24 protein-coding genes are annotated in these 21204 nt (G+C 74.6%); 9 read left to right on the top strand and 15 right to left on the bottom strand.

Going from position 1 to position 21204, the window contains the following annotated elements; genetic code table 11:
* Positions 1-11: 11 nt before the first annotated feature.
* Together GA0070611_RS28280 and GA0070611_RS28275 are read right to left on the bottom strand one after the other, a co-directional pair.
* Entirely contained in the window at positions 12-416 is a 405-nt protein-coding gene (locus tag GA0070611_RS28280) for a hypothetical protein (RefSeq protein WP_091671204.1), read from the bottom strand.
* Positions 417-612: 196 nt separating this feature from the next.
* A complete protein-coding gene (locus GA0070611_RS28275; protein ID WP_091671202.1) occupies positions 613-1968 on the bottom strand; it encodes a cellulose binding domain-containing protein in 1356 nt (451 codons plus the stop codon).
* Positions 1969-2175: 207 nt separating this feature from the next.
* On the opposite strand from GA0070611_RS28275, the gene GA0070611_RS28270 reads away from it, so the two are divergent.
* The gene (locus tag GA0070611_RS28270) at positions 2176-3258 is read left to right on the top strand and encodes a beta family protein (protein WP_091671200.1); all 1083 of its coding nucleotides are present in this window, start codon (positions 2176-2178) and stop codon (positions 3256-3258) included.
* A 1-nt stretch (position 3259) separates the two neighbouring features.
* Here GA0070611_RS28270 and GA0070611_RS28265 read toward each other — a convergent pair whose 3' ends face one another.
* Positions 3260-3541, bottom strand: a complete 282-nt coding sequence (locus GA0070611_RS28265; protein WP_091671198.1) for a HesB/IscA family protein — start codon at positions 3539-3541, stop codon at positions 3260-3262.
* Positions 3542-3812: 271 nt separating this feature from the next.
* Here GA0070611_RS28265 and GA0070611_RS28260 point away from each other — a divergent pair, with 271 nt between their 5' ends.
* Positions 3813-4529 carry an MIP/aquaporin family protein gene (locus GA0070611_RS28260; RefSeq protein ID WP_091671196.1) on the top strand — a complete coding sequence of 239 codons (717 nt, stop codon included), beginning with the start codon at positions 3813-3815 and terminating at the stop codon, positions 4527-4529.
* A 75-nt stretch (positions 4530-4604) separates the two neighbouring features.
* The gene (gene dacB, locus GA0070611_RS28255) at positions 4605-6188 is read left to right on the top strand and encodes a D-alanyl-D-alanine carboxypeptidase/D-alanyl-D-alanine endopeptidase (RefSeq protein WP_091671194.1); all 1584 of its coding nucleotides are present in this window, start codon (positions 4605-4607) and stop codon (positions 6186-6188) included.
* A gap of 42 nt (positions 6189-6230) precedes the next feature.
* On the opposite strand, the gene GA0070611_RS28250 is transcribed toward dacB, so the two are convergent.
* From GA0070611_RS28250 to GA0070611_RS28215, 7 genes are all read right to left on the bottom strand, one after another.
* Positions 6231-6542 (bottom strand): hypothetical protein, encoded by a 312-nt coding sequence (locus tag GA0070611_RS28250; protein WP_091671192.1) that lies wholly within the window; start codon positions 6540-6542, stop codon positions 6231-6233.
* Between the two features lie 91 nt (positions 6543-6633).
* Complete coding sequence (locus GA0070611_RS28245; RefSeq protein WP_091671190.1) at positions 6634-7599, bottom strand: hypothetical protein; 966 nt, start codon at positions 7597-7599, stop codon at positions 6634-6636.
* 77 nt (positions 7600-7676) lie between these two features.
* A complete protein-coding gene (locus tag GA0070611_RS28240; RefSeq protein ID WP_091671188.1) occupies positions 7677-8018 on the bottom strand; it encodes a DUF1330 domain-containing protein in 342 nt (113 codons plus the stop codon).
* 101 nt (positions 8019-8119) lie between these two features.
* Positions 8120-8998, bottom strand: a complete 879-nt coding sequence (locus GA0070611_RS28235) for a hypothetical protein (RefSeq protein ID WP_231921250.1) — start codon at positions 8996-8998, stop codon at positions 8120-8122.
* 128 nt (positions 8999-9126) lie between these two features.
* A complete protein-coding gene (locus tag GA0070611_RS32080) occupies positions 9127-10020 on the bottom strand; it encodes a hypothetical protein (protein ID WP_231921249.1) in 894 nt (297 codons plus the stop codon).
* Between the two features lie 610 nt (positions 10021-10630).
* The gene (locus GA0070611_RS28220) at positions 10631-11083 is read right to left on the bottom strand and encodes a pyridoxamine 5'-phosphate oxidase family protein (protein ID WP_091671178.1); all 453 of its coding nucleotides are present in this window, start codon (positions 11081-11083) and stop codon (positions 10631-10633) included.
* Positions 11084-11136: 53 nt separating this feature from the next.
* Positions 11137-11730 (bottom strand): pentapeptide repeat-containing protein, encoded by a 594-nt coding sequence (locus tag GA0070611_RS28215; protein WP_091671174.1) that lies wholly within the window; start codon positions 11728-11730, stop codon positions 11137-11139.
* A 66-nt stretch (positions 11731-11796) separates the two neighbouring features.
* Here GA0070611_RS28215 and GA0070611_RS28210 point away from each other — a divergent pair, with 66 nt between their 5' ends.
* Positions 11797-13029: a serine hydrolase domain-containing protein gene (locus GA0070611_RS28210; RefSeq protein WP_091673565.1), complete on the top strand. Its 1233-nt coding sequence runs from the start codon at positions 11797-11799 to the stop codon at positions 13027-13029.
* Between the two features lie 55 nt (positions 13030-13084).
* Positions 13085-13726, top strand: coding sequence for an NAD(P)-dependent oxidoreductase (locus GA0070611_RS28205; RefSeq protein ID WP_091671171.1), 642 nt, complete (start codon positions 13085-13087; stop codon positions 13724-13726).
* Position 13727: 1 nt separating this feature from the next.
* On the opposite strand, the gene GA0070611_RS28200 is transcribed toward GA0070611_RS28205, so the two are convergent.
* The gene (locus GA0070611_RS28200; protein ID WP_091671165.1) at positions 13728-14192 is read right to left on the bottom strand and encodes a PPOX class F420-dependent oxidoreductase; all 465 of its coding nucleotides are present in this window, start codon (positions 14190-14192) and stop codon (positions 13728-13730) included.
* Between the two features lie 65 nt (positions 14193-14257).
* Positions 14258-14899, bottom strand: a complete 642-nt coding sequence (locus tag GA0070611_RS28195) for a DUF6642 family protein (RefSeq protein ID WP_091671161.1) — start codon at positions 14897-14899, stop codon at positions 14258-14260.
* Positions 14900-15225: 326 nt separating this feature from the next.
* On the opposite strand from GA0070611_RS28195, the gene GA0070611_RS28190 reads away from it, so the two are divergent.
* Positions 15226-16011, top strand: coding sequence for a D-Ala-D-Ala carboxypeptidase family metallohydrolase (locus GA0070611_RS28190; protein ID WP_091671157.1), 786 nt, complete (start codon positions 15226-15228; stop codon positions 16009-16011).
* A 192-nt stretch (positions 16012-16203) separates the two neighbouring features.
* On the opposite strand, the gene GA0070611_RS28185 is transcribed toward GA0070611_RS28190, so the two are convergent.
* The 3 genes from GA0070611_RS28185 to GA0070611_RS28175 all read right to left on the bottom strand — a co-directional run bounded on the left by GA0070611_RS28185 (position 16204) and on the right by GA0070611_RS28175 (position 18676).
* Entirely contained in the window at positions 16204-16599 is a 396-nt protein-coding gene (locus tag GA0070611_RS28185; protein WP_231921248.1) for a hypothetical protein, read from the bottom strand.
* 161 nt (positions 16600-16760) lie between these two features.
* A complete protein-coding gene (locus GA0070611_RS28180) occupies positions 16761-17369 on the bottom strand; it encodes a response regulator (RefSeq protein WP_091673562.1) in 609 nt (202 codons plus the stop codon).
* A 71-nt stretch (positions 17370-17440) separates the two neighbouring features.
* Positions 17441-18676: a sensor histidine kinase gene (locus GA0070611_RS28175; protein WP_091671151.1), complete on the bottom strand. Its 1236-nt coding sequence runs from the start codon at positions 18674-18676 to the stop codon at positions 17441-17443.
* 131 nt (positions 18677-18807) lie between these two features.
* On the opposite strand from GA0070611_RS28175, the gene GA0070611_RS28170 reads away from it, so the two are divergent.
* From GA0070611_RS28170 to GA0070611_RS28160, 3 genes are read left to right on the top strand one after another with little or no spacing between them, the layout of a single operon-like run.
* Positions 18808-19707 carry an ABC transporter ATP-binding protein gene (locus GA0070611_RS28170; protein WP_091671147.1) on the top strand — a complete coding sequence of 300 codons (900 nt, stop codon included), beginning with the start codon at positions 18808-18810 and terminating at the stop codon, positions 19705-19707.
* Positions 19704-20483: an ABC transporter permease gene (locus tag GA0070611_RS28165; protein WP_091671142.1), complete on the top strand. Its 780-nt coding sequence runs from the start codon at positions 19704-19706 to the stop codon at positions 20481-20483. Before GA0070611_RS28170 ends, GA0070611_RS28165 begins: the two co-directional genes overlap by 4 nt.
* A gap of 2 nt (positions 20484-20485) precedes the next feature.
* Positions 20486-21202, top strand: a complete 717-nt coding sequence (locus GA0070611_RS28160; RefSeq protein ID WP_091671137.1) for a YqeB family protein — start codon at positions 20486-20488, stop codon at positions 21200-21202.
* Positions 21203-21204 lie beyond the last annotated feature (2 nt).

Raw genomic sequence — 21204 nt, 5'->3', positions numbered from 1 at the left:
CCCCGCCGGATTCAGGCCAGGACCGCCAGGTGGAACGGGCGGTCGGCGTGGCCGCCGGCGGCGTACGTCTCGACGAAGACCGCGTTCGGGATGCCGGTGCGCGGGGTGACGCCGATGGTCCCCTGCGGGGCGACCCCACCACTGTGGGCGTACCCCACGGTGCCGAGGTAGCCGGCGCCGGTGACGTCCTGGTCGAAGACGACCTGGTACATGCCGGTGGCCAACCGGGTGGCCGAGGTGGCGCCGAGCCCTCGGACCAGGGTGCCGTCGCCGGCGACGACGGCGAAGAGCACCCGGGCGGTGGCCGGCAGGCCGGCGGGGGCGCAGGTGGGGATCTGGGCGTCGGCGCGGCTGACCTCAGCCGAGGCGGGTACCGGCTGTCGGGCCGCTCCCTTCGTGCCTCTACTGCGGGACATCGGGGTCCTCTCTGCCGGCATCGCGGCGGGGAGGCGTGCCGGGCGGATCGGGGTGATCACATCACTGGTTGTAACGAAAATAGGTCGGACAGCCGTTAGCAAACCACCGCGACAGCTGTCCGATCATGGACATCCAACCCCGCTGAACTGCAAAAAGAAGGGCCGATCGGGGATTCCCGACCGGCCCTTCCGGCTTTCAGCGCAGCGCGCAGCCGAGATTAATCGGCAACTGAGAGTCACCATTTACGACCAGTCCCCAGCTGGTGCTGCCGCCGGGGGCCAGACTTCCGTTCCAGCCGGCGTTGGTCGCGGTCACCTGCTGACCCGACTGGGTGGCGGTGGCGTTCCAGGCGCTGGCCAGGCGCTGTGTACCGGGGAAGCCGAAGGAGCTGCTCCAGCCGGTGGCCGCGCCGGTGCCGGTGTTGCGGACGGTCACCTCGGCCTGGAAGCCGCCGCTCCACGTACCGGTCACCTTCCAGGTCGCCGCGCAGCCGGCCGACGGCGAGGGCGGGGCGGACGGGGTCGGCGAGACCGTCGGGGTGGGGCTCGGCGAGCCGGTCGGGCTCGGCGACACGGTCCCGGTCGGGGTCGGCGAGCCGGTCGGTCCGGTGCCGGCGGAGGTGGTGTAGGCGACCGGCGTGTACGCCGCCGAGCAGGTCCCGCCGCACGAGGCCGGCAGGGAGAACTTGTACACCCGCCCGCCGTTGATCAGCGTGTCGGTCACGTCGCGGACCCGGATCTGGAAGTCGGTGCCGCCGGAGGCGGTCGCCCCGATCAGGTACGACTGGCCCATGTCGCTGTTCATCGTGGCGCTCTTCCACGCGCCGTCGGCCAGATACTCCACCCCGTGGATGCCGTTGGCCAGGTGCGAGACGGCGATGGCCGGCCAGTACCGCTGCGCGCCCTGCAGGAAGCCGATCCGGATGTCGCCGGTGTAGTTGGGCGCGGGCACGAACGACCAGGAGACGTGCCGGTTGTTCCAGTGGTTCGGGTACAGGTCCCCGACCGGGGTGCCGTTGCGGGCGAAGCGATTCAGCGAGCCGGTGGCCAGGTCCAGGTGGTACGGGTCGTCGCGGCACCAGGCGTTGCCGTCGCCGCAGGAGTCCGCGACCAGCATGGTGAGGGTCGCGCCGTTGTAGCCGTCGGCGACCCAGGAGCCGTTGCGGCAGAACGGCTGGCCGGCCGCGCCGTCGTTGACGCCGGTGCAGTAGTCGCCGATGGCGACCTTCACGTACCGGCCGCAGTTGAGGCCGTTGTTCCACAGCCCGATCTTGTCCGCCTGCGACGGCGGCAGCGGGCGGGTCGGGTACGACGAGTAGTCGCCGGGCAGGTCGTAGACGTTGAGCGCGACGAAGTCCTGGCTGTCCAGCTCGGACTGGGGCAGGCCGCAGCCCCCGTACGGGGAGCCGAGGCCGTCGAAGTGGGTGGCGTTGCCGGTCACCGGGGCCGGTGGGTCGCTGACCGCGTTCGCGGGGAGCTGACCGAGGACGAGCAGCGCCGCGGCGGAGGCCGCCAGGGCGGCGGCGATCAGGCGGGGACGGGAGGTCGACATGGAAAAGCCTTCCGAGGTGGCCGACCCGAGCGCAGGGTCGACACAGGAGGGTGGTCATGGTTGCCCGTGCCATGCCCGGCGGTGCCCGCCGGACCATGGCACCACCCCGCCCGGGCCGCTGTCAACGGATGTCACTGAACCGGTTCAGAAGACTGATCCCGACTCGGATCCCCTGTGCGGAACGTGAGACTGCCGATACATTGAAGTATGGTGCCCGCCCACGGGGGTCGGGCGGCGGAACCGGTCTACCGGCCGGTCCTGGCGGGCCGGGGCGCGCTCGAGGCGCTGACCCACCTCGACGACGCCACCGCTCCGCTGCTCGCTCCGGTCATCGACGTACACGGGGTCGACCCGTGCACCGTGGACCTGCTGGGCCGGCTGCCGGCCGGGCTGCTCCCCGCCGTCGACGTGTCCGCCCTGCCCGACGCGCCCGAGCACGAGCCGGCCCGGTGGGGCGTACCGCTGGTCCCGGTGATCGGGCTCGCGGAGAGCGACCGGCGGCTGGCGGCGCTCGGCGTCGCGGCCCGGGCGTACGCCCGGCGGGCGGTGGTGCGGCTGCGGACCGGACGGGACCGGGCCGGCCCGGACGCCACGACCGGGGCGGCGGAGCGGGTCTGGCGGCTCGCCGGGCTGGTGCCGGAGCAGTGCGACCTGCTCGTCGACGCCGGGGACGTGTGCTGTCCGGCGGACGTGCGGGCGGCCGAGCCGCGGATCCGCCGGCTGGTCGACTGGGCCCGGCGGCACGCCTGGCGCTCGGTGACGGTGGCGGCGGGTGGGATGCCCCCCACCCTGACCCGGCTCCCCACCGACGAGCCGGTCCGCCTCGACCGCTTCGACTGGCGGCTCTGGCAGAGCCTGGCCGACCTGGGCGTCGGCTACGGCGACTACGGGGTCCGCCCGGCGGCACCGGACGCGGACGGCCCGGACGACCGGCTGCCCACGCTGCGGTACACCACCGACGGGGCGTGGTGGATCTACCGCTGGTCGCGCCGGGGCGGGCGGGGCGACGAACGCCTCGCCGACCTGTGCCGGACGCTGGTGGCGGCACGCTGGTGGCCGGCCACCGGGGCCGGTTTCTCCTGGGGCGACCACGAGATCCTGCGCCGGGCCCGGCGGGCGGCCGGGGCCGGTTCGCCGGTGAACCAGCTCGCCTGGAGCACCTCGCACCACCTGGCGTACGTGCTGGCCGCGCTGCGCGAGCCGGAGCCGGAGTGGGCCGATCCGGAGCCGGTCGTGCGGGGACGACCCGGACGACCGGGGCGCGGCGGGGAGCACCGCCGCGCCGGGTGAGTCACTCCCTGCCGGTGAAGCCGAACTGGACGACGCCCTCGTCGTCGACCACCGCGTCGACCGAGGTGTCGTTGAGCAGCTCGGCCGCGTCGGCGTCGAGGAAGATCCGGGCCCCCTGGGTGTCGACCACCTGGTCGCCCTGGATCGGCTCCTCGACCAGCTCGATGGAGAGCGAGCCCGCCTCGGTGTCGGCGGCGATGCGCAGCCCACCGGCCTCGGCGACGTCCTGCTGGGCGGCGAGGTCGCGGATCACCAGGACGGCGTTGTCGGTCATGGTCAGCATGGTGGAACTCCTCATGGCTGGCTCGGATCGGGTCGACACGGCCCTCACGGCCGGCTACGCACCCTTGGTAGGCGAATCGGTCGTCGCCCCCGGAAACAGGGCAGCCCGGAGCGCCCCTCAACGCCCACGTTCCCCCCTCGACGGCCATCCGTCAAATAGAGTCCGGTCAGTCGACAGCCTGGCCCGCGCACTCCGCACCGGACGAGTGAAAGCATCCTGAGCTGCGGTTTTACCTGACTCCAGCCGGGTACCTCCGCCTATCGTCGGCGCCATGGACGACATCCGTCGCTACGCCGCCGAGTTCCTCGGCGCCCTGCTGCTGGTCTTCTTCGGGGTGGGCAGCTCCGTCGCCGCCCGGGTGGAGGGCGGTGTCGTGGTGGTCGCCCTCGCGTTCGGGTTCGTCATGCTGGCGCTGGTCTACACCATCGGCCCCCTCTCCGGCAGTCACGTGAACCCGGCGGTGACCCTCGGCGTGCTGCTCTCCGGCAAGATCTCCGTGGTGGGCGCGGTGGCGTACTGGATCGCCCAGTTCGCCGGAGCCACGGTCGCCGCCTTCCTGCTCTGGATCCTCACCCGCTGGGGTGACGTGGTGGACCAGACCGGCGTGCTCGGCACCAACGGGTACGGCAAGCACATCAACCTCCTCGGCACGGCGGTGCTGGAGATCGTGCTGACCTTCCTCTTCGTCCTGGTGGTGCTGGTGGTGACCAGCTGGGCCGAACACTCCCGCTTCGCCGGGCTGGCGATCGGGCTCGCCCTCGCCGCCGCCCACCTGGTCGGCATCACGCTCGACGGCACCTCGGTCAACCCGGCCCGGTCCTTCGGCCCGGCGCTCTTCGAGGGTGGGTCGGCGCTGCGCCAGCTCTGGGCGTTCATCGTCTTCCCGCTGGTGGGCGGGGCACTCGCCGCCCTGGTGGCGCCGCTGCTCGTGCCCCGCGATCCGGACCAGCGGTCGCGCACCGAGCCACCCCGAGGGGGCCGGGCCTGACCGCCCGCCATCCGGCGGAGATAAGTTTCGACGCAGGATCTTCACTGGAAGAAAGCGCCATGGCAGCATCGACGCATGCAACGTCGTCTCTTTATCGGGGCAGTCGGGGTCGTGGCGCTGGTCGCCACCGCGGCCACCGCCGGCGCCCCCACCGCCACGGCCGACGCGCCCACCCCCGCGCAGGTCCGGCTGACCGCGACCATCGACGCGATCCTCGCCGACTCCCGCCTGGACGGCGCGCAGGCCGGGGTGGTCGTCGTCGACGCCAGCACCGGCCGGACCCTGTACGACCGCAACGGCAACCGCCGCCTGGTGCCGGCCTCCAACACCAAGCTGCTCACCTCCACCGCCGCGATGGAACTGCTCGGGCCGGGCCACCGCTTCACCACCGACGTCTCCGGCGCCGGCCGGCGCCGCGCCGGGCTGCTCTCCGGCAACCTCTACCTGCGCGGCGGCGGCGACCCGACGATGCTGGCCGCCGACTACGACCGGCTGGCCGCCCAGGTGGCCGCCGAGGGCGTCCGGGTGGTGACCGGGAACCTGGTGGCCGACGACACCCGCTACGACCGGACCCGGCTGGGCCCGGACTGGACCTGGGACGACGAGTCCGCCTACTACGCGGCGCAGGTCTCCGCGCTGACCGTCGCCCCGGACACCGACTACGACGCGGGCACGGTGATCGTGCACGCGGCCCCGGGCGGGACGGCCGGGGCACGCCCCGAGATCACCATGACGCCGGCCAACGGCTGGCTCCGGATCGACAACCGGGCCGAGACCGTCGCCACCGGCGAGACGAGCATCTCCTTCGAGCGGGAGCACGGCGGCAACACCATCGTGGTGACCGGGCAGATCGCCGTCGGCGACGCCCCCGAGAGCGACTGGGTCACGGTCTGGGAGCCGACCGGGTACGCCGCCGACATCTTCCGTACGGCCCTGCAACGGCACGGCGTACGGGTGCTCGGCCGCACCGTGCTCGGGCAGCCCACCCCCGACGACGCCACCACCGTGGCCCGGCACGACTCGATGCCGCTGGCCGAGCTGATGGTCCCGTTCCTCAAGCTCTCCAACAACGGGCACGCCGAGGTGCTCACCAAGGAACTCGGGCGGGTGCTCTCCGGCTCCGGCACCTGGGCCGCCGGCCTCTCGGCGATCAGCGAGTACGTCGGCGACTCCGGCGTCGACACCGGCACGCTGCGCCAGCGGGACGGCTCCGGGCTGTCCCGGCGCAACCTGATCCCACCGGCCCAGTTCGTCTCGCTGCTCACCGAGGTACGCGCCGAGCCCTGGTTCGACACCTGGTACGCGGCGCTGCCGGTGGCCGGCAACGCCGACCGCTTCGTCGGCGGGACGCTGCGCAGCCGGATGCGGGGCACCGCCGCGGCGGACAACGTGCACGCCAAGACCGGCAGCCTGACCGGCGTCTCCAGCCTCTCCGGCTACGCCACCGACGCCGACGGCCACGTGCTGGCGTTCTCCGTCGTGCTCAACAACTACCTGACCTCGTCGGTCAAGGGGCTGGAGGACCAGATCGCGATCGCGCTGGCGTCGTACACCGAGAAGGGGACGAGCAGCGCGCGGCTGGCGGTGCCGACGGCGCCGGAGTCACCGCGGGTGCCCGACGGGCTGGAGTGCTCCTGGGTGAAGCCGGCCGTCTGCTGACCCGTCGTCCCCGGCCCGGTCTCCCCGGGCCGGGGACGGCGCTCAGGCCCCCGGCCGGTACGGCGGCGTGGCGGCCGGGTCGCCGCGCTCGATCAGGGCGTCGATCTCGGCCGAGGGCAGGCCCCGCAGGGTGAGCACCCGCCGGCCCCAGCGGTGCAGCCGGCACGGGTGCGGGCTGGCGTCGTTGCGGCAGATCGTCCCGCCGGACCAGCGTCGCGGCGCATGGACCACCACCGCCCGCACGGCGAACTGGGCGTCCTCGCCGGTCACGTACGGCGGCAGCGGGATGTCCCGCAGCACCTCGCCGGACGTGTCGTCGACGACGGAACGGACGACGGGGGCACTGCTGCTCATCGGTCGAGCCTCCACAGAGGATGGTCGTACGGGGACATCGCAGAACCTACGACGCCCGCACCGGCGCGCGACGGACAAACTGTCCCCGACCTCAGCGGCCGCAGTGGCGGCAGGGCCGGCGGGTACGCCGCCGGTGCGCCGTCGCGGCGGCCAGCAGGCCCCAGCCCCAGGCCCAGTACCCGGACTCGGCCACCCAGAAGAAGGACAACGGGAAGCGCCCGTCGCCCGGGTCGAAGCTGCCGGTGACGGTCTCCACGGCGAGCTGTCCGAGGCCGACGCCGAAGTAGCCGACCAGGCCCACGCCGAAGACGTACGCCGGCACCAGCAGCAGCATCGGCGGCACCCGCCGGCCGGCGAGCAGCGGCACCCAGCCCGGCCAGACCGTCCCCCAGTGGTGCACCAGGGCCAGCGGCAGCAGCACCCCGGCGAGCAGGAAGCCCACCTCGAACACCGCCATCGAGGCGCCCCGGGTCAGCGGCACGTCGCCGAACCCGACCGCCACCTGCGCGGCCAACCGGATCAGGCAGCCGGCGACCGCGACCCGGGCGGCGATCCGGGCCCAGCCCGGCACCGGCCCGCCCGAGCGGCGGGTGCGGCCACACTCACCGCAGTCGCCCCGGAACCGCCGGACGTGGCCGAGCGCCGCCGCGGCCAGCAGCAGCGCCCCGGTGACCGCGCCGGCCCGGCCGAGGAAGCCGGCCGGCGTGAACGCCGCGGTGAGGTCGCCGATCAGGAAGCCCACCAGGTCCAGCAGGAACAGCGCGCCGGAGACCAGCAGCGCCGCGCAGACCGCCCCGGCCGCGCCGACCAGGCCCGGCCGCCAGGACCGGGCCCGGGCCAGCCCGACACCGACCACCCCCGCGGCGGCACAGAGCACCAGCGGCCACCCGCCGGTGAACACCACCAGGTCGGTGCCGAGCGGCCCGAACGACGGCGCTCCGGCCAGCAGCCAGACGGCCCGCAGCAGCCCGTAGCCGACGGCCCAGGCCGGCAGCGCGTACGCCGGCCAGGCGCGCCGGGTCGCGGCGGGTGGCGGCAGGAGGTTCGTCGTCGTCATGGCTCCACCCTGCCGCCCCCACCGGGCGGTCCCCTCCCCGACGGAAGGGGACCCGCTCCCCCGGGCGGGGGACCGGGTCAGTCGGTGGCCGCGCGCAGCCGGGCGGCGGTGCGCCGCGGGTCGTAGTCGGGGCCCACGCCCTGGACGATCAGCGTGGAGCCCTCGATGTGCCGGGTGCGCAGGGGCAGGATCTCCTGGTACGCCGGGGAGGCGTACCAGGCGTGTGCCGACTCCACGTCGGGGAACTCGACGATCACGATGGTGCCCGGCCACTCCCCCTCCAGGACATGCGGATCGGCGCCGTGCACCCGGAACCGCCCCTGGTACGGGTCGAGGGTCGCCTGGATCTTCTCGATGTACTCCAGCACGTCCTCATTGATCTGGGGCGTACGCAGGTGGGCGATGGCGAATGCGGGCATGGTCCCTCCCCGGTGTCGTGCGCCGTCTCGGCGCAGGGCCTGACCCCGAGTCTGCGGGTGACCGGGCGCGACGTCGACACCCGGGAGCGGACGGAGTGCGCTCAGCGCAGCGCCACCGCCTGGAGGCTGACGTTGCCGCAGTCCCCCATGGACTCCTCCACCGTCCAGCTCAGCTGCAACTTCGCCCCGCGCGGGGCGCGGAAGCGGATGGTGAACTCGGCGGTCCGCGTGGTGTGCGGGTCCTCCAGCCGCACCGTGCTGGCCGGACCGCCGGTGAGGCGCAGGTCCAGGCGGCCCCGGGCCATCCAGAGCCCGGCGTAGAGGCGCACCGTGCGGGGCCGGCCGTCGGCCGCCACGGCGAGGGTGAAGCCGCTGCCCTTGTCGCAGGTGTAGACCCCGGACATGGTGCCGGTGGCGGAGCCGACGGGGTCGCCGTCGCGCCAGGCGTACGCCTCCGGGTTGTTGCTGTAGCTGACCCGGGTGCCGTTGCCGCCCTCGTCGCGGATCTCGCCGGAGCCGCCGCGCTTGCGCACCGGCGCGCCCGGGCCGAGCAGTCCCCAGTGCACCCAGTCCGTCGGGCCGGCGGCGGTCAGGTCGACCAGCGCCGGCACGTCCGCCTGGGCCACCGTCAGGGTGGCCGCGGCCGGCGGCGAGGTGGACGGCGACGGGCTGGGCGACGGTGGGCGCTGGCGGGGGCGCAGCCCGGGTGTCACACCGCCGTCGGCCACGTCCGGGGAGGGCGGCACCGGCCGGCCGCTGGGCGGGCCGGGCAGCACCTCGCTGCGCTCCTCGCGCGGCGTCGGATGCTGCTCGGTGCCGAGATAGCCGATCAGCGCGGCCAGGCAGCCGACGGCGGCGCATGCCTCCAGCAACCAGCGTCGTCGCTGCCGGCTCCGGGCCGTGCGGCGGAGCGCCGAGCGGGTCTGCCCCTGCGGGTACGGCGTGCCGCCGCCGACCCGATCGTGGTCTTCCTGCCCCACCTGACCTCCGTCCCCACACCGCTCCGGCCGCCGGACCGGGCGGCGCGGAACCGGCTCCACGTTTTCATCTTTGGGGGCCGATGCGCCATATGTCGGTGGGTGGGAATTTCCCGGCCAATGTCGCGCGCTCAGCTGGCCGTGACCGCCTCCATGGTCACGCCGTCGTTGTCGCCCCCGGCGACGGTCAGCGCCCGCCAGGTGATCAGCAGCCGGGTGCCCCGGGGCGCCCGGAAGTGCACCACGTACTGGAAGAACCGGTCGTCGGCGGCCAGCGCCACCTCGCGTACCGCGGGGTCACCGCCGCCGGACAGGCGCAGGTCGAGCCGGGCGCCCGCGCCGAACGTGCCGACGAAGAGCCGTACCGTGCGCAGGTCGCCGCTGCCGGCCACGGTCACCGCGAAGCTCTTGCCGGCCCCGCGCTGGAAGACCCCGTAGCGCAGGCCCTCCTGGCGGGCGACGGGCGTGCCGTCGGTCCAGGCGAAGGCCGCCACGCTGGCCGCGTGTTCCAGCCGTTCCCCGCCCGGGTCGCCGATCTCGCCGGTGCCGGCCTGCTTGCGCTGCACGCTGCCACCGCCGTTGCCACCCCAGTGGATCCAGTCGCGCGCGCCGAGCGCGGTCAGGTCGACCCGCGCCGGAATCGGTTCCGGCTCGACGCTGAGCAGTGGCCCGCCGGGGAAGGCCGGGTTCCCGGTGGCCGGCACGACCGTCGCCGGGGGCGCCGTCGGGGCGGGCCGGGAGGCGGCGACCGGCGGTACCGCCGCCGGCACCGCCGGCCTACGGTCGGACTCCGGCCCCGGACCCGCGTACACGAGGACCAGCGCCAGCGCGACCACCCCGGCCGCCACCAGCAACACCCGGCGACGGCGACGCCGGGCCCGGCCCACGCCGACCCGGGTGACCGGTCCCTCGGGGGCGACGCCGACGGCCACCCGCACCCGGGCCGCCGCCGGGGCGACCAGCTCCGCGAGCCGTTCGGTGACGCCTTCCCGGGCGGTGTGCCGGGCCGGCGCCAAGTCGCCCACCGTCGCCGCCCGTGGCGACCCGGCCGGCGGACCCCCCGCCGGCGGACTCCCGGCCGGCGTCGGCACGGCGGCCGTTTCCCCTGCCAGGCGTGGCGGCGCGGCAGCCGGATCAGCGGCGAGGGGCGGCGGCGCGGCTGCCGGATCGCCGGCGAGGGGTCGCGGCGTGGCGGCCCGGTCGTCGGGGAGGGGCGGCGGAGGCCCGGCAGGCGGCGGGTCGGCGGGACCGGCGGTCGGCTGCGGTCGCACCGGAGGATGCGCTCCCGGCGGGCCCGGGTCGGGACCGGCCGGCACGGACCCGCCCGGCTCGGCGACGGACCGGTCCGCCGCCGGGGCCGGACCTTCCGGATCGGGTCCGGGCGGGCCGCCGGGATCGGCCGGCAGCCGGCGCGGCACGGCCGGCCGCTGCTGGTCCCCGGCTCGCTCGGCGGGCACGGCGGGGAGCCACCCGCCGACCCGGATCCCGGTCTGGGTGAGTTCCTCCTCAGCCACCGACCCCTCCCTCGGTCACCGGAACCGCGGTCGCCCCGGTGGACCGCCGCAGGGAGAATGACACAGGTCGCGATCGCCGAGAAGCCGCCGACCGAGCCAGTTTCGCGACAGCCGGCGCGGGTCAGCGCCGTTCGCGCCGGCGCAGCCCCCGATCCGGGTGCCAGCTCTCGATCACCAGGTGGTCGGCCGGCTCACCGACCCGGGTCAGCACCACCTCGGTCAGCTCGATCCGGAACCGGTGCGACCCGTCCTCGCCCGGCGGTTCCTCGTGCGCCCGGCCGGCGATCTTCGCGTCCCCGTCCCAGGTCGTCGGCTCATGCTCGGGTGCGTCCTCGGTCGGGCAGTGCAGCGCCACCCGGGGGTCGCGCCGCAGGTCGAGGGCCTTGAGTGCGCCGGCCATGCTGCCCAGCCGGAGCTGGCCGTCGGCGGAGAAGTCGAACTCGGTGCCGCTGATCCGGGGCGAGCCGTCCCGCCGCAGGGTCGCCATCGTGCCGTGCTTGCGCACCTCGAACCGGGCGCGCACCCGCGCGGCGAAGTCGGGTTCGGACGCCACCAGGTCGGACCACCATGTCATGACCGCATCCTGGCAGGAAACCCTGACAGGTCACGGCGGGATTCCCCGGCCGGTCAGCGGAGCTCGAAGCCGAGCGACCGGGCCAGCACGATCGCCTGCCCGGCGTCGATGATCGCCCCGGCCCGCTCGACGGCGGTCGGGTCGAGCGCGGTGAGGTCGCTGCCCCGCAGGTCGGCCCGGGCCAGCTTGACGGCGTGCAGGTGGGCGCCGGAGAGGTCGACGCCGGTGACGGTCGCCCCGGTCAGGTCGGCGCCGGTCAGGTCGACCTCGCGCATCCGCGCGCCGGTGATCCGCACCCCGCGCAGGTCGGCGCCGGGCAGGCCGACGAACGACCAGTCGCCGCCGTCGATCCGCAACGGGCGCAGGTCGCACTGGTCGAAGCTGCTGCCGACCAGCTTGCACCCGGTGAACTCGGCCTCGAAGAGGTTGCAGCGCCTGAAGGAGCAGCGGGTGAAGGCCGAATCGGTGTGCCGGGAGGCGTTGAGCGTCACGTTGCCGAAGACGCACTCGGTGAAGCTCGCCCCCTGGCTCAGCGCCTCGGTGAGGTCGACGCGGAAGAACTCGCACCGCACGAAGTGCCGGTCGACCAACTCCTCGGCGTACCAGTCCTGGTCGCGGTAGGTGACGCCCTCGACGGTCTCCGGCATGGGGTCGACGATAGTGGCCCCGACCGACACTTCCCGGTGCGCCTACCGACCGGTAGCGTCGGCGCGGTGAGCCTCGCAGTGAGCACCGACCCGACCCGTATCGGCTTCGACCCCGCCCGGCTGGCGCGCATCGACGAGCACTTCGGCAGGTACGTCGACGACGGCCGGCTCGCCGGCTGGCAGATCGTGGTGACCCGGCGGGGCGAGGTCGCGCACTCCTCGACGTACGGCATGCGGGACCGGGAGGCCGGCGTGCCGGTCGAGGCGGACACCCTCTGGCGCATCTACTCGATGACCAAGCCGATCACCTCGGTCGCCGCGATGATGCTCTGGGAGGAGGGCCGGTTCGAGCTGACCGACCCGATCAGCCGCTGGCTGCCGGAGTTCGCCGACGTCCGGGTCTTCGACAAGGGTTCGGTGCTCAAGCCGTACACGGTGCCGGCGGTCGAGCCGATCCGGATCTGGCACCTGCTCACCCACACCGCCGGCCTGACGTACGGCTTCGCCCAGGTCTCGGTGGTCGACGGCCTCTACCGCAAGGCCGGCTTCGACCTGGGCGTGCCGCCGGGCGCGGACCTGGCCACGGCCTCGGCCGGGCTGGCGAAGCTGCCGCTGCTCTTCCAGCCCGGCACGAGCTGGAACTACGGCGTCTCCACCGACGTGCTGGGCCGGCTCGTCGAGGTGGTCTCCGGGCAGCGCCTGGACGCCTTCTTCGCCGAGCGGATCCTGCGACCGCTCGGCATGACCGACACCCGCTGGTGGGTCGACGAGCCGGACGCCAAGCGGCTGGCCGCCCTCTACACCCCGCACCCGGGCACCGGCCAGGCGGTCCGCGCCGACGGCATCGGCCGGGCCGCCTCGACCGAGCCGGGCTGGCACTCGGGCGGCGGCGGGCTGGTCTCCACCGCCGCCGACTACCACCGGTTCACCCAGTTCCTGCTGCGCGGCGGCGAGCTGGACGGGGTACGCCTGCTCGGCCCCCGCACGGTGCGCTTCATGACCCGTAACCACCTGCCCGGCAACCGCGACCTGGCCTCGTTCGCCCCGGACGGGTTCTCCGAGACGATCCTCGACGGGATCGGCTTCGGCCTCGGCTTCGCCGTGGTGCTGGACCCGGTGCCGTCGCGGGTGCCGAGCAGCGTGGGCGAGTACTACTGGGGTGGCCTGGCCAGCACCGCGTTCTGGGTGGACCCGGTCGAGGAGGTCACCGCGCTGCTCTTCACCCAGCTCATGCCGTCGAGCACGTACCCGTTGCGCCCGCAGTTGCGCCAGCTCGTCTACTCCGCCCTGGTCGACTGAGCCCCTGATCCGGGTAACGGCACCGGCCGGGCGCCCGGATCCCTAGCCTGGGGGCATGACCAACATCGTCGTGTTCGGCGCCGGCGGCACCGCGGGGTCGCGGATCGCGGCCGAGGCGGTCGAGCGGGGGCACCGGGTGACCGCGGCGGTACGCCGCCCCGAGGCGACCGGCTACCTGCCGCCCGGCGTACGGACGGTGACCGGCGACGCCACCTCGGCGCGCAGCGTCAAGGAGCTGGCCACCGACGCCGACGTGTTCGTGGTGGCCATCGGGGGCGGCGAGCGGGAGCTGTGGGGTGACGCCGCCCGCACGCTGGTGCGGACGCTGGGCGAGCTGCCCGACCCGCCCCGGGTGATCCACGTGGGCGGCGGGGCGACCCTGCTCACCCCGAAGGGCACGCCGTACCTGGACGAGCCGGACTTCCCGACCGAGTACCGGGACTCGGCCGAGGGTCAGGCCGACGCCCTGGCCGTCTACCGCTCCTCGGCCGACGGGGTGACCTGGACGTACGTCTCACCACCGCCGCTGGAGTTCCACCCGGGCGAGCGCACCGGCCACTACCGCACCGGCACCGACGAGCCGGTGACCGACGCGCAGGGCCGGTCGGTGCTCACCTACGAGGACCTGGCGGTGGCGATCGTCGACGAGATCGAGAGCCCGCGGTTCCGCAACGCGCGCTTCACCGCCGCGTACTGAGTCAGTCGGCCAGCCGGGCGGGGAAGCCGCCGGTGGCGATCGGGCCCCAGCCCTCGACGGTGACCCGGATCAACGACTTGCCCTGCTTCACCATCGCGGCGCGGTACTCGTCCCAGTCCGGGTGCTCGCCGGAGATGCTGCGGAAGTACTCCACCAGCGGTTCGAGCGCCTCGGGCAGGTCGAGCACCTCGGCGGTGCCGTCGACCTGCACCCAGGGCCCGTTCCAGTCGTCGGAGAGCACGCAGGCGGAGACCCGCGGGTCGCGCCGGATGTTGGCCACCTTGGCCCGCTGCGGGTACGTGGAGATGACCAGGCGGCCCTCGGCGTCGACCCCGCAGGAGACCGGGGAGGACTGCGGTCGCCCGTCGGCGCGGGTCGTCATGAGCACGACCTTGTGCCGGGGCCGGAGGAACTCGATCAGGGCGTCCCGGTCGACCCGGGTGTTGGTCGCGATGCTGCGTGCCATGCCTCGGTTCTACCAGGCCGGGCGGCGCACGGCCCGGTGGGAGGCGGGACGGCCGGGCCGGCCGCTCAGCGGGGCCGGTCGGCGGTGCGGCGCGCGGTGGCCTGGGCGGGCACCTTCGGCCGTGCCGCCGGCCGCCAGGCCCGGCCGTTGGCGTAGATCACCCGGAAGCCCAGGTACGCCGCCAGGGGCGCCCAGTGCGCCGAGCCCATCCGCAGCTCGGCGGCGTTGTGCCGCTGCCCGTTGGCGAGCACGTCGAGCAGCACGGTCTCGAAGGCGGCGGACTCGACCCAGTCGACCTCACGGGTGAAGCCGCAGATCAGCGCCGCCCCGGTGACGTCGAGGAAGTCGCGCAGCGCCGCGTCGGAGGCGCGCAGCACCGAGCAGCTGCCGAAGTAGAGCCGGCGTCCCTCGCAGCGCCCGGCCATCCGGTCGGCCACGTCGGCCAGTGCGACGGAGTCCCAGTCGGTGAGGCAGAGCCGGCTGGGCTCGCCGTGCATGGCGAAGAAGCCGACCCGGTGGTCGGCGTACTGCTTGAGCAGCCAGCGGTCGAGGAAGTAGAAGAGCTCGTCGCGGGTGGCGGCGTCCTTGTGGATGTAACGGATCTTGCCCAGCCGTTCGAGCAGTTCGAGGGTGGGCAGGACCGAGCCGCGCTCGTTGAGGTCGCGGTGCCACTGTCCCTCGATGCAGAAGATGCCCCCACGCGCCAACGCCGACCTCCCCGCCCGCGGTCGCCCGCCGGGTCGTCCCCGCGACCCGGTGCAGACGTTACCGGGCCGTCCGGCCCGGGTGGCATCACCCTCGGTGGGGTCGGATGAGCATTTCTGTCACGTTTGTCGCCGCCCATCGACATAAAAAGGAACTGCTGTTTCGCAATTACGGCCTTTTCTCAGCCGACACCCAGGATCCGCGATTGTGAGGACAATTCCGGTTATTGCCCACGAACCGGCCCAAGCGCTGTCAGGGTGGAAAGCACGGGACGCACCGGTCGATGTCCCGGTCACGCCTCATTCGATCGCTTGTCGGGAGGACTTCTGTGCGCGTGAACACCCTCAAGCGGGCCGCTGTCGCATTCGCGCTGGCGCTGCCCGGGGCCGCCATCGCCACGGCGGTCGCCGCGCCGGCCGCACACGCCGACGGCTGCTACACCTGGAAGAGGACCCTCTCCCAGGGCAGCTCCGGCTCCGACGTCCGCCAGTTGCAGATCCGGGTGGGCGGCTGGGCCGGCTACCGGGACATCGTCCGCGTCGACGGGATCTACGGCCCGGAGACCGCCGCCGCGGTCCGCCGGTTCCAGTCCGCGTACGGGCTGCGGGCCGACGGCGTCGCCGGACCGCAGACCTTCGCCAAGATCTACGACCTGCAGGACGACGACTGCACGCCGAAACACTTCAGCTACGCCGAACTCGACAACGGGTGCGGCAAGGGCGGCTGGAGCGGCGGTCCGCTCTCCGCGAACGCCACCCGGGAGAACGCGATCCGCACCATGTGGAAACTGGAGGCGCTGCGGCGCAGCCTCGGCGACAAGCCGGTCTCCGTGAGCAGCGGCTTCCGCAGCATCGCCTGCAACAGCCAGGTCGGTGGCGCGTCCGACAGCCAGCACCTCTACGGCAACGCGGCCGACCTGTCCGGCAGCGCGTCGCTGTGCCAGCTCGCCCGCACGGCCCGCAACCACGGCTTCAGCGGCATCTACGGCCCCGGCTACCCGGACCACGACGACCACGTCCACGTGGACTCGCGCCGGGAGAACAACAGCGACAACAGCCGGAACACGACCAGTTGGTCCGCGCCCGACTGCGGCGTCGGCGCCGGCAGCGACTGACCGCCGCGCCACGGCGGCCGGCACACCGGGTCGGGAACGACCTGAGCGTCACGTCACGGCGGCCCGGACAGCGGGGGTGGAGGTCCCCGGCGTCCGGGCCGCCGTCGCGTGCCCCGGGCGTGGGGCGTGCCCCCGATCGACGGCCGCTCCGGCGCGGCGCGGCTGACCCCCGCGCCGCGACCGGAGCGGTCGTCAGCTCGCCCGGGGCCAGCGCGGCCGGCCGGTGGCCGGCGGCGGTACCGGCCGGCCGCTACCGCCGGGCCGCGCCACGGGCCGCACCCCGGGGGCGACCGGCCGGCCGGCCTGGCCGCGCGGGGCCGGGCCGGGCGGAGCCGGCGTACGGGGCCCGGTCAGCACGAACGGGAAGGGCACGTGCACGAACGGGTTGCCGTGCCGCACCAGCGCGTCGATCTGGCGTTCGTTGAGGCCGTGGGCCTCCAGCACCCGCCGCCCCCACCGGTGCAGCCGGCAGGGGTACGCGGCACCGTCGTTGCGGCACTTCGGTCCGGCGGGCCACTCCTCGGCGGCGTGCACCACCACCGCCCGGACCGCGAGCCGGACGTCCTCGGGGGTCAACGACGCCGGCACCGGCACCTCACCCAGAATCTGATCGATGGGATCCCTCGACTGCTCACCAACTCGCACGGCAGGCCTCCCGCAGCTCGGCAGCGGTGCGGCCGACCCGCCGCACCACATCCTCGACCACTGGTACGGCCGCCGGGCAGCAGCAGTTCAATCCCGTCCGGCGCTCAGACCAGCCCGGCGTCGTGCACCAGCAACGCGACCTGGACCCGGTTGTTGAGGTCGAGCTTGGTGAGCAGCCGCGACACGTACGCCTTGACCGTCGGCACGCTCATGAACAGCTGCGCCGAGATCTCCGCGTTGGTGCGCCCCTGACCGAGGGCCACCGCCACCTCCCGCTCGCGCGGGGTCAGCCCGTCCAGCAGCCGCACCGCCCGGTCCCGGCGCGCGTCCGGGCCGGACACCGGCACCGGGGCGGTCACGTGGGCGATGAGCCGGCGGGTGATCGCCGGGGACAGGGTGGCCTCCCCCGCCGCCACCCGGCGTACCGCCGCCACGATCTCGGCGGGCGGGGTGTCCTTGAGCAGGAAACCGCCCGCCCCGGCGCGCAGCGCGCGCAGCACCTGCTCGTCGGCGTCGAAGGTGGTCAGCACCAGCACCTCCGGCGGCTCCGCCGTCGCCCGCAGCGCCTCGGTGGCAGCCAGCCCGTCGACCCGGGGCATCCGGATGTCCATCAGCACCACGTCCGGGGCGTACGCGGCGACGGCCGCCGGGACCTCGGCGCCGTCGGTCGCCTCGCCGACCACGCTGACGCCGGGCGCGCCGTCGAGGATCATCGCCAGCGCGGCGCGGACCAGGGCGTCGTCGTCGACGATCAGCACCCGGACCGGCGCGCCCTGCACGGCGCTCACGACGCCGCCCAGGGCAGCCAGGCGGAGAGCCGGAAGTCGCCGTCCGGGGTACGCCCGTGCTCCAGCCGGCCACCGGCGAGGGTGACCCGCTCGGCGACGCCCACCAGCCCGGTGCCGGTGCCCGGGATGGCCGACCCGGTCCCGCCCACCGGCCACGGGTTGCCGATCTCCACCGCCAGCCCGGCGCCCGGGCCACCGGCCAGCCGGACGGAGACCACCGCGCCGGGGGCGTGCTTGCGGGCGTTGGTGAGCCCTTCCTGCACGATCCGGTAGACGCTGCGCCCCACCGCCGCCGGCACCGCGTCGCCGTCGACCACCTGGTCCACCACGGCGACCCGGACCCCGGCGGCACGGGACTCGGCGATCAGGGCGGGCACGTCGCCGAGCGTGGGCTGTGGCCGCTCCGGGTCGGCGCCGCCCTCCGGCTCGGCCCGCAGCACGCCGATCACCTCCCGCAGGTCCTGCAACGCGGCGTGCGCGCTGCCGCGGATCACCCCGGCCGCCTTCGCGATCTTCTCCGGTGACGCGTCCGGGCGGAACTCCAGCGCGCCGGCGTGCAGGCTGAGCAGCGAGATCCGGTGCGCCAGCACGTCGTGCATCTCCCGGGCGATGCGGGTGCGTTCGAGCTGGCGCGCCTGGTCCACCCGGAGCTGCTGCTCCGCCTCGGCGCGCTCGGCCCGGTCCCGCAACGACAGCACCAGTTGGCGGCGGGCGCGGACGAACAGCGCCCAGGCCACCACCGCGCCGATGAACAGCGCCGACCAGGCCAGCGTCGGCCAGAACGGCATGCTGGGGTCGGGGTGCAGCGCGGTGTAGGCCGGCGCGGTGACCAGGTGCCAGCCGACCAGCGCGGCGGCCAGCGGCAGGGGCTGGTGCACCACCACCGTGAACAGGACGACCAGCAGCGCCACCGACGCGCTGACCGAGAGCAGCGCCAGCGGCAGGGTGGCCACCGCGAGCCCGACCGGCCAGCGCCGGCGCAACCAGAGCGCCCCGGTGGCGAGCACCCCCAGGACGATGTCGACCTCGGTCAGCCAGCCGGGGCCGACGGGCAGTGCCAGCTGCGGCGACCCGCTCGACGAGTCGACGACGAAGAGCAGCACCCAGGCCGCGGAGAGCAGGAACGCCATCGCGTCGACGAGCCAGTCGCGGGGCGTGCGGCGCCGCACCGCCGCCGGGACCAGGGAGCCCGGCAACAGCCAGGGATGATCGGGTACGACGGCGCTGCTCACCGGTCCATCCTAGGAACCTGCTCCCGCCGGTCACCAGCTACCAAAGTCGACGTCGGCGGTGGACCGAGGTATCACCGGGTCGCGACCGCCGGCCGCAGCGGCCGACCGGGTGGCATCGGCAGGCTCGACGCATGATCGAAGTCGACCACCTGACCAAGCGGTACGGCCCGCACACCGCCGTCGAGGACGTCTCGTTCCGCTGCGAGCCCGGCACGGTGACCGGGTTCCTCGGCCCCAACGGCGCCGGCAAGTCCACCACCATGCGGATGCTCTGCGGGATGACCCCGCCCACCTCCGGCGGCGCCACCGTCGTCGGCCGGCCCTACCGCGACCTGCCCAACCCGGGCCGGGTGATCGGTGTGCTGCTCGACGCGTCGGCGCAGCACGCGGGGCGTACCGGCCGGGAGGTGCTGGCCCTGGCGGCGGCGACGATGGGCGTGGACCGGGGGCGGATCGCCGCCACCCTCGACCTGGTCGGGCTGAACGCGACCGCGGCCCGGCGGCGGGTCGGGGCGTACTCCCTCGGGATGCGCCAGCGGCTCGGCCTGGCGCTGGCGCTGCTGGGCGACCCCCGGGTGCTGGTCCTCGACGAGCCGGCCAACGGCCTCGACCCGGAGGGCATCTTCTGGATGCGCGGCCTGCTGCGCGACTTCGCCGACCGGGGCGGCACCGTGCTGCTCTCCTCGCACCTGCTGCGCGAGGTGGAGGCGGTGGCCGACCGGCTGGTGGTGATCGGCGGCGGCCGGGTGGTGGCGCAGGGCGGCAAGGACGAGCTGCTGGCCGGCGCCGGCACCCTGGTGCGCGCCCGCGACCCGCACGCGCTGCGGCTGACCCTGGACCGGGCCGCGCTGCCGGCCACCGCCAACACCGACGGCGGCTTCGTCGTCCGGGCCGACCCGGGCGCGGTCGGTCAGGCCGCCGCCGACGCGGGGCTGGTCCTCACCGAGCTGCGCGCCGCCGGCAGCGGCGGACTCGAACACCTCTTCCTCACCCTCACCGCCGGCTCGTCGACCAGGGAGGCCGTCCGATGACCACGCTCACCGCACCCACCGCCACGCCGACGGTCGACGTGGCCGGCCCGTCGCCGGCCCGCCTGGTCGGGGTGGAGCTGCGCAAGCTCGCCGACACCCGGGCCGGGCGCTGGCTGCTGATCAGCATCGGGCTCATCGCGGCCGTCATCGTCGTCGTGCAGCTCTTCGTGCTCGACGACGCCGAGAAGACCTTCACGGCGTTCTTCGTCCCGTCGCTGCTGCCGGTCGGGCTGCTGCTGCCGGTGCTGGGCATCCTCTCCATCACCGGCGAGTGGTCGCAGCGCACCGCCCTGACCACCTTCGCCCTGGTGCCCCGCCGGGCCCGGGTGATCGCCGCCAAACTGGCGGCCGTGGTGCTCGCCGCGCTGGCCTCGGTGCTGGTGAGCCTGGCCGTCGCCGCCGCCGGGACGCTCGCCGCCCGGGCCACCGGCGGGGCCGGCGCCTGGACCCTGGACTGGCACCTGGTCCCGTACGCGGCCCTGTTCCAGGTGGTGAACGGGCTGATGGGCGCGGGCTTCGGCCTGCTGCTGCTGAACACCCCGCTGGCGATCGTCACGTACCTGCTGCTGCCGACGGTGTGGAGCATCCTCTCCGCCATGATCAAGGCGCTGCACCGGCCGGCGCAGTGGCTGGACACCTCGATCACCCTGGGGCCGCTGCTGGAGGCGCACGTCACCGCCGCCCAGTGGGGCCGCCTGGCGGTGTCGTTGCTGGTCTGGCTGGCCGTACCGCTGGTCGCGGGACTGGTCCGGACGCTGCGGCGCGAGGTGTCCTGACCGTGGCCGCACGGGAGCCCGGCGTCGTCGAGGTCAGCGGCGGAGCCGGTGAGCTGGTGCTGATGTGGGCCGGGTTCCCGCTTCTGGGGGCGGGACTGGGCGCGGCGCTGACCGCCGCGGCCGGCTGGCTGGTCGACCTGCCGTGGTTCCCGTTCCAGGGCTGGTTCGCGCTGCTCACCCGGCTTCCCGGGCAGCGGGCCTACCTGGCCGGTGCCGGCGTGGCGGCGGTGGTCGGGCTGCTGACCGCGTACGTGGGCACCCGGGAACGGCTGCACGTGTCCGTCGACCCGACCGAGGTGCGGCTGCGCCGCGACGGTCACCGCCGGGTCGTCGCCCGTTCCGGGGTGGCCGGCGTGCTCCTGGACGGCAAGGCGCTCGTGCTGCTGGCCGCCGACGGCCGGGAACTGGCCCGGGAGAAGTCGGACCTCGACGCGCGCCGGCTGCGCCCCGCGTTCACCGCCCAGGGCTGGCCCTGGCTCGCGCAGGACCCGCATCGGGCGGCGTACCGGCGGTGGGTGCCGGGGCTGCCGGAGCTGACGGGCGGCGCGGACGTGCTGCTGGGGGCCCGGCAGCGGGCCGTCGAGCACGGCCGGGGCACCGAGGCCGACGAGTTGCGCGCCGAGCTGGCCCGGCTGGGGGTGGTGGTCCGCGACGAGCGCAAGCGGCAGTACTGGCGGCTGGTCCCGCGTCCGGCGGACCGGGGCGGTCCCGGCGGGTAGCG

Source organism: Micromonospora auratinigra (assembly GCF_900089595.1).
GTDB classification, from domain to species: Bacteria; Actinomycetota; Actinomycetes; order Mycobacteriales; family Micromonosporaceae; genus Micromonospora; species Micromonospora auratinigra.
Note: the sequence above shows the minus strand (reverse complement) of the source record. Positions and strands in the feature narration are given on the sequence as shown.

Excerpts from the sequence above, each read along its gene's own strand:
- GA0070611_RS28245 (WP_091671190.1), bottom strand. The coding sequence starts at position 7,599 with ATGACGACGACGAACCTCCTGCCGCCACCCGCCGCGACCCGGCGCGCC.
- GA0070611_RS28270 (WP_091671200.1), top strand. The coding sequence starts at position 2,176 with ATGGTGCCCGCCCACGGGGGTCGGGCGGCGGAACCGGTCTACCGGCCG.
- GA0070611_RS28170 (WP_091671147.1), top strand. The coding sequence starts at position 18,808 with ATGATCGAAGTCGACCACCTGACCAAGCGGTACGGCCCGCACACCGCC.
- GA0070611_RS28205 (WP_091671171.1), top strand. The coding sequence starts at position 13,085 with ATGACCAACATCGTCGTGTTCGGCGCCGGCGGCACCGCGGGGTCGCGG.
- GA0070611_RS28180 (WP_091673562.1), bottom strand. The coding sequence starts at position 17,369 with ATGATCCTCGACGGCGCGCCCGGCGTCAGCGTGGTCGGCGAGGCGACC.
- GA0070611_RS28280 (WP_091671204.1), bottom strand. The coding sequence starts at position 416 with ATGTCCCGCAGTAGAGGCACGAAGGGAGCGGCCCGACAGCCGGTACCC.
- GA0070611_RS28275 (WP_091671202.1), bottom strand. The coding sequence starts at position 1,968 with ATGTCGACCTCCCGTCCCCGCCTGATCGCCGCCGCCCTGGCGGCCTCC.
- GA0070611_RS28220 (WP_091671178.1), bottom strand. The coding sequence starts at position 11,083 with ATGACATGGTGGTCCGACCTGGTGGCGTCCGAACCCGACTTCGCCGCG.
- GA0070611_RS28250 (WP_091671192.1), bottom strand. The coding sequence starts at position 6,542 with ATGAGCAGCAGTGCCCCCGTCGTCCGTTCCGTCGTCGACGACACGTCC.
- GA0070611_RS28215 (WP_091671174.1), bottom strand. The coding sequence starts at position 11,730 with ATGCCGGAGACCGTCGAGGGCGTCACCTACCGCGACCAGGACTGGTAC.
- GA0070611_RS28200 (WP_091671165.1), bottom strand. The coding sequence starts at position 14,192 with ATGGCACGCAGCATCGCGACCAACACCCGGGTCGACCGGGACGCCCTG.
- GA0070611_RS28165 (WP_091671142.1), top strand. The coding sequence starts at position 19,704 with ATGACCACGCTCACCGCACCCACCGCCACGCCGACGGTCGACGTGGCC.
- GA0070611_RS28265 (WP_091671198.1), bottom strand. The coding sequence starts at position 3,541 with ATGCTGACCATGACCGACAACGCCGTCCTGGTGATCCGCGACCTCGCC.
- GA0070611_RS28260 (WP_091671196.1), top strand. The coding sequence starts at position 3,813 with ATGGACGACATCCGTCGCTACGCCGCCGAGTTCCTCGGCGCCCTGCTG.
- dacB (WP_091671194.1), top strand. The coding sequence starts at position 4,605 with ATGCAACGTCGTCTCTTTATCGGGGCAGTCGGGGTCGTGGCGCTGGTC.
- GA0070611_RS28240 (WP_091671188.1), bottom strand. The coding sequence starts at position 8,018 with ATGCCCGCATTCGCCATCGCCCACCTGCGTACGCCCCAGATCAATGAG.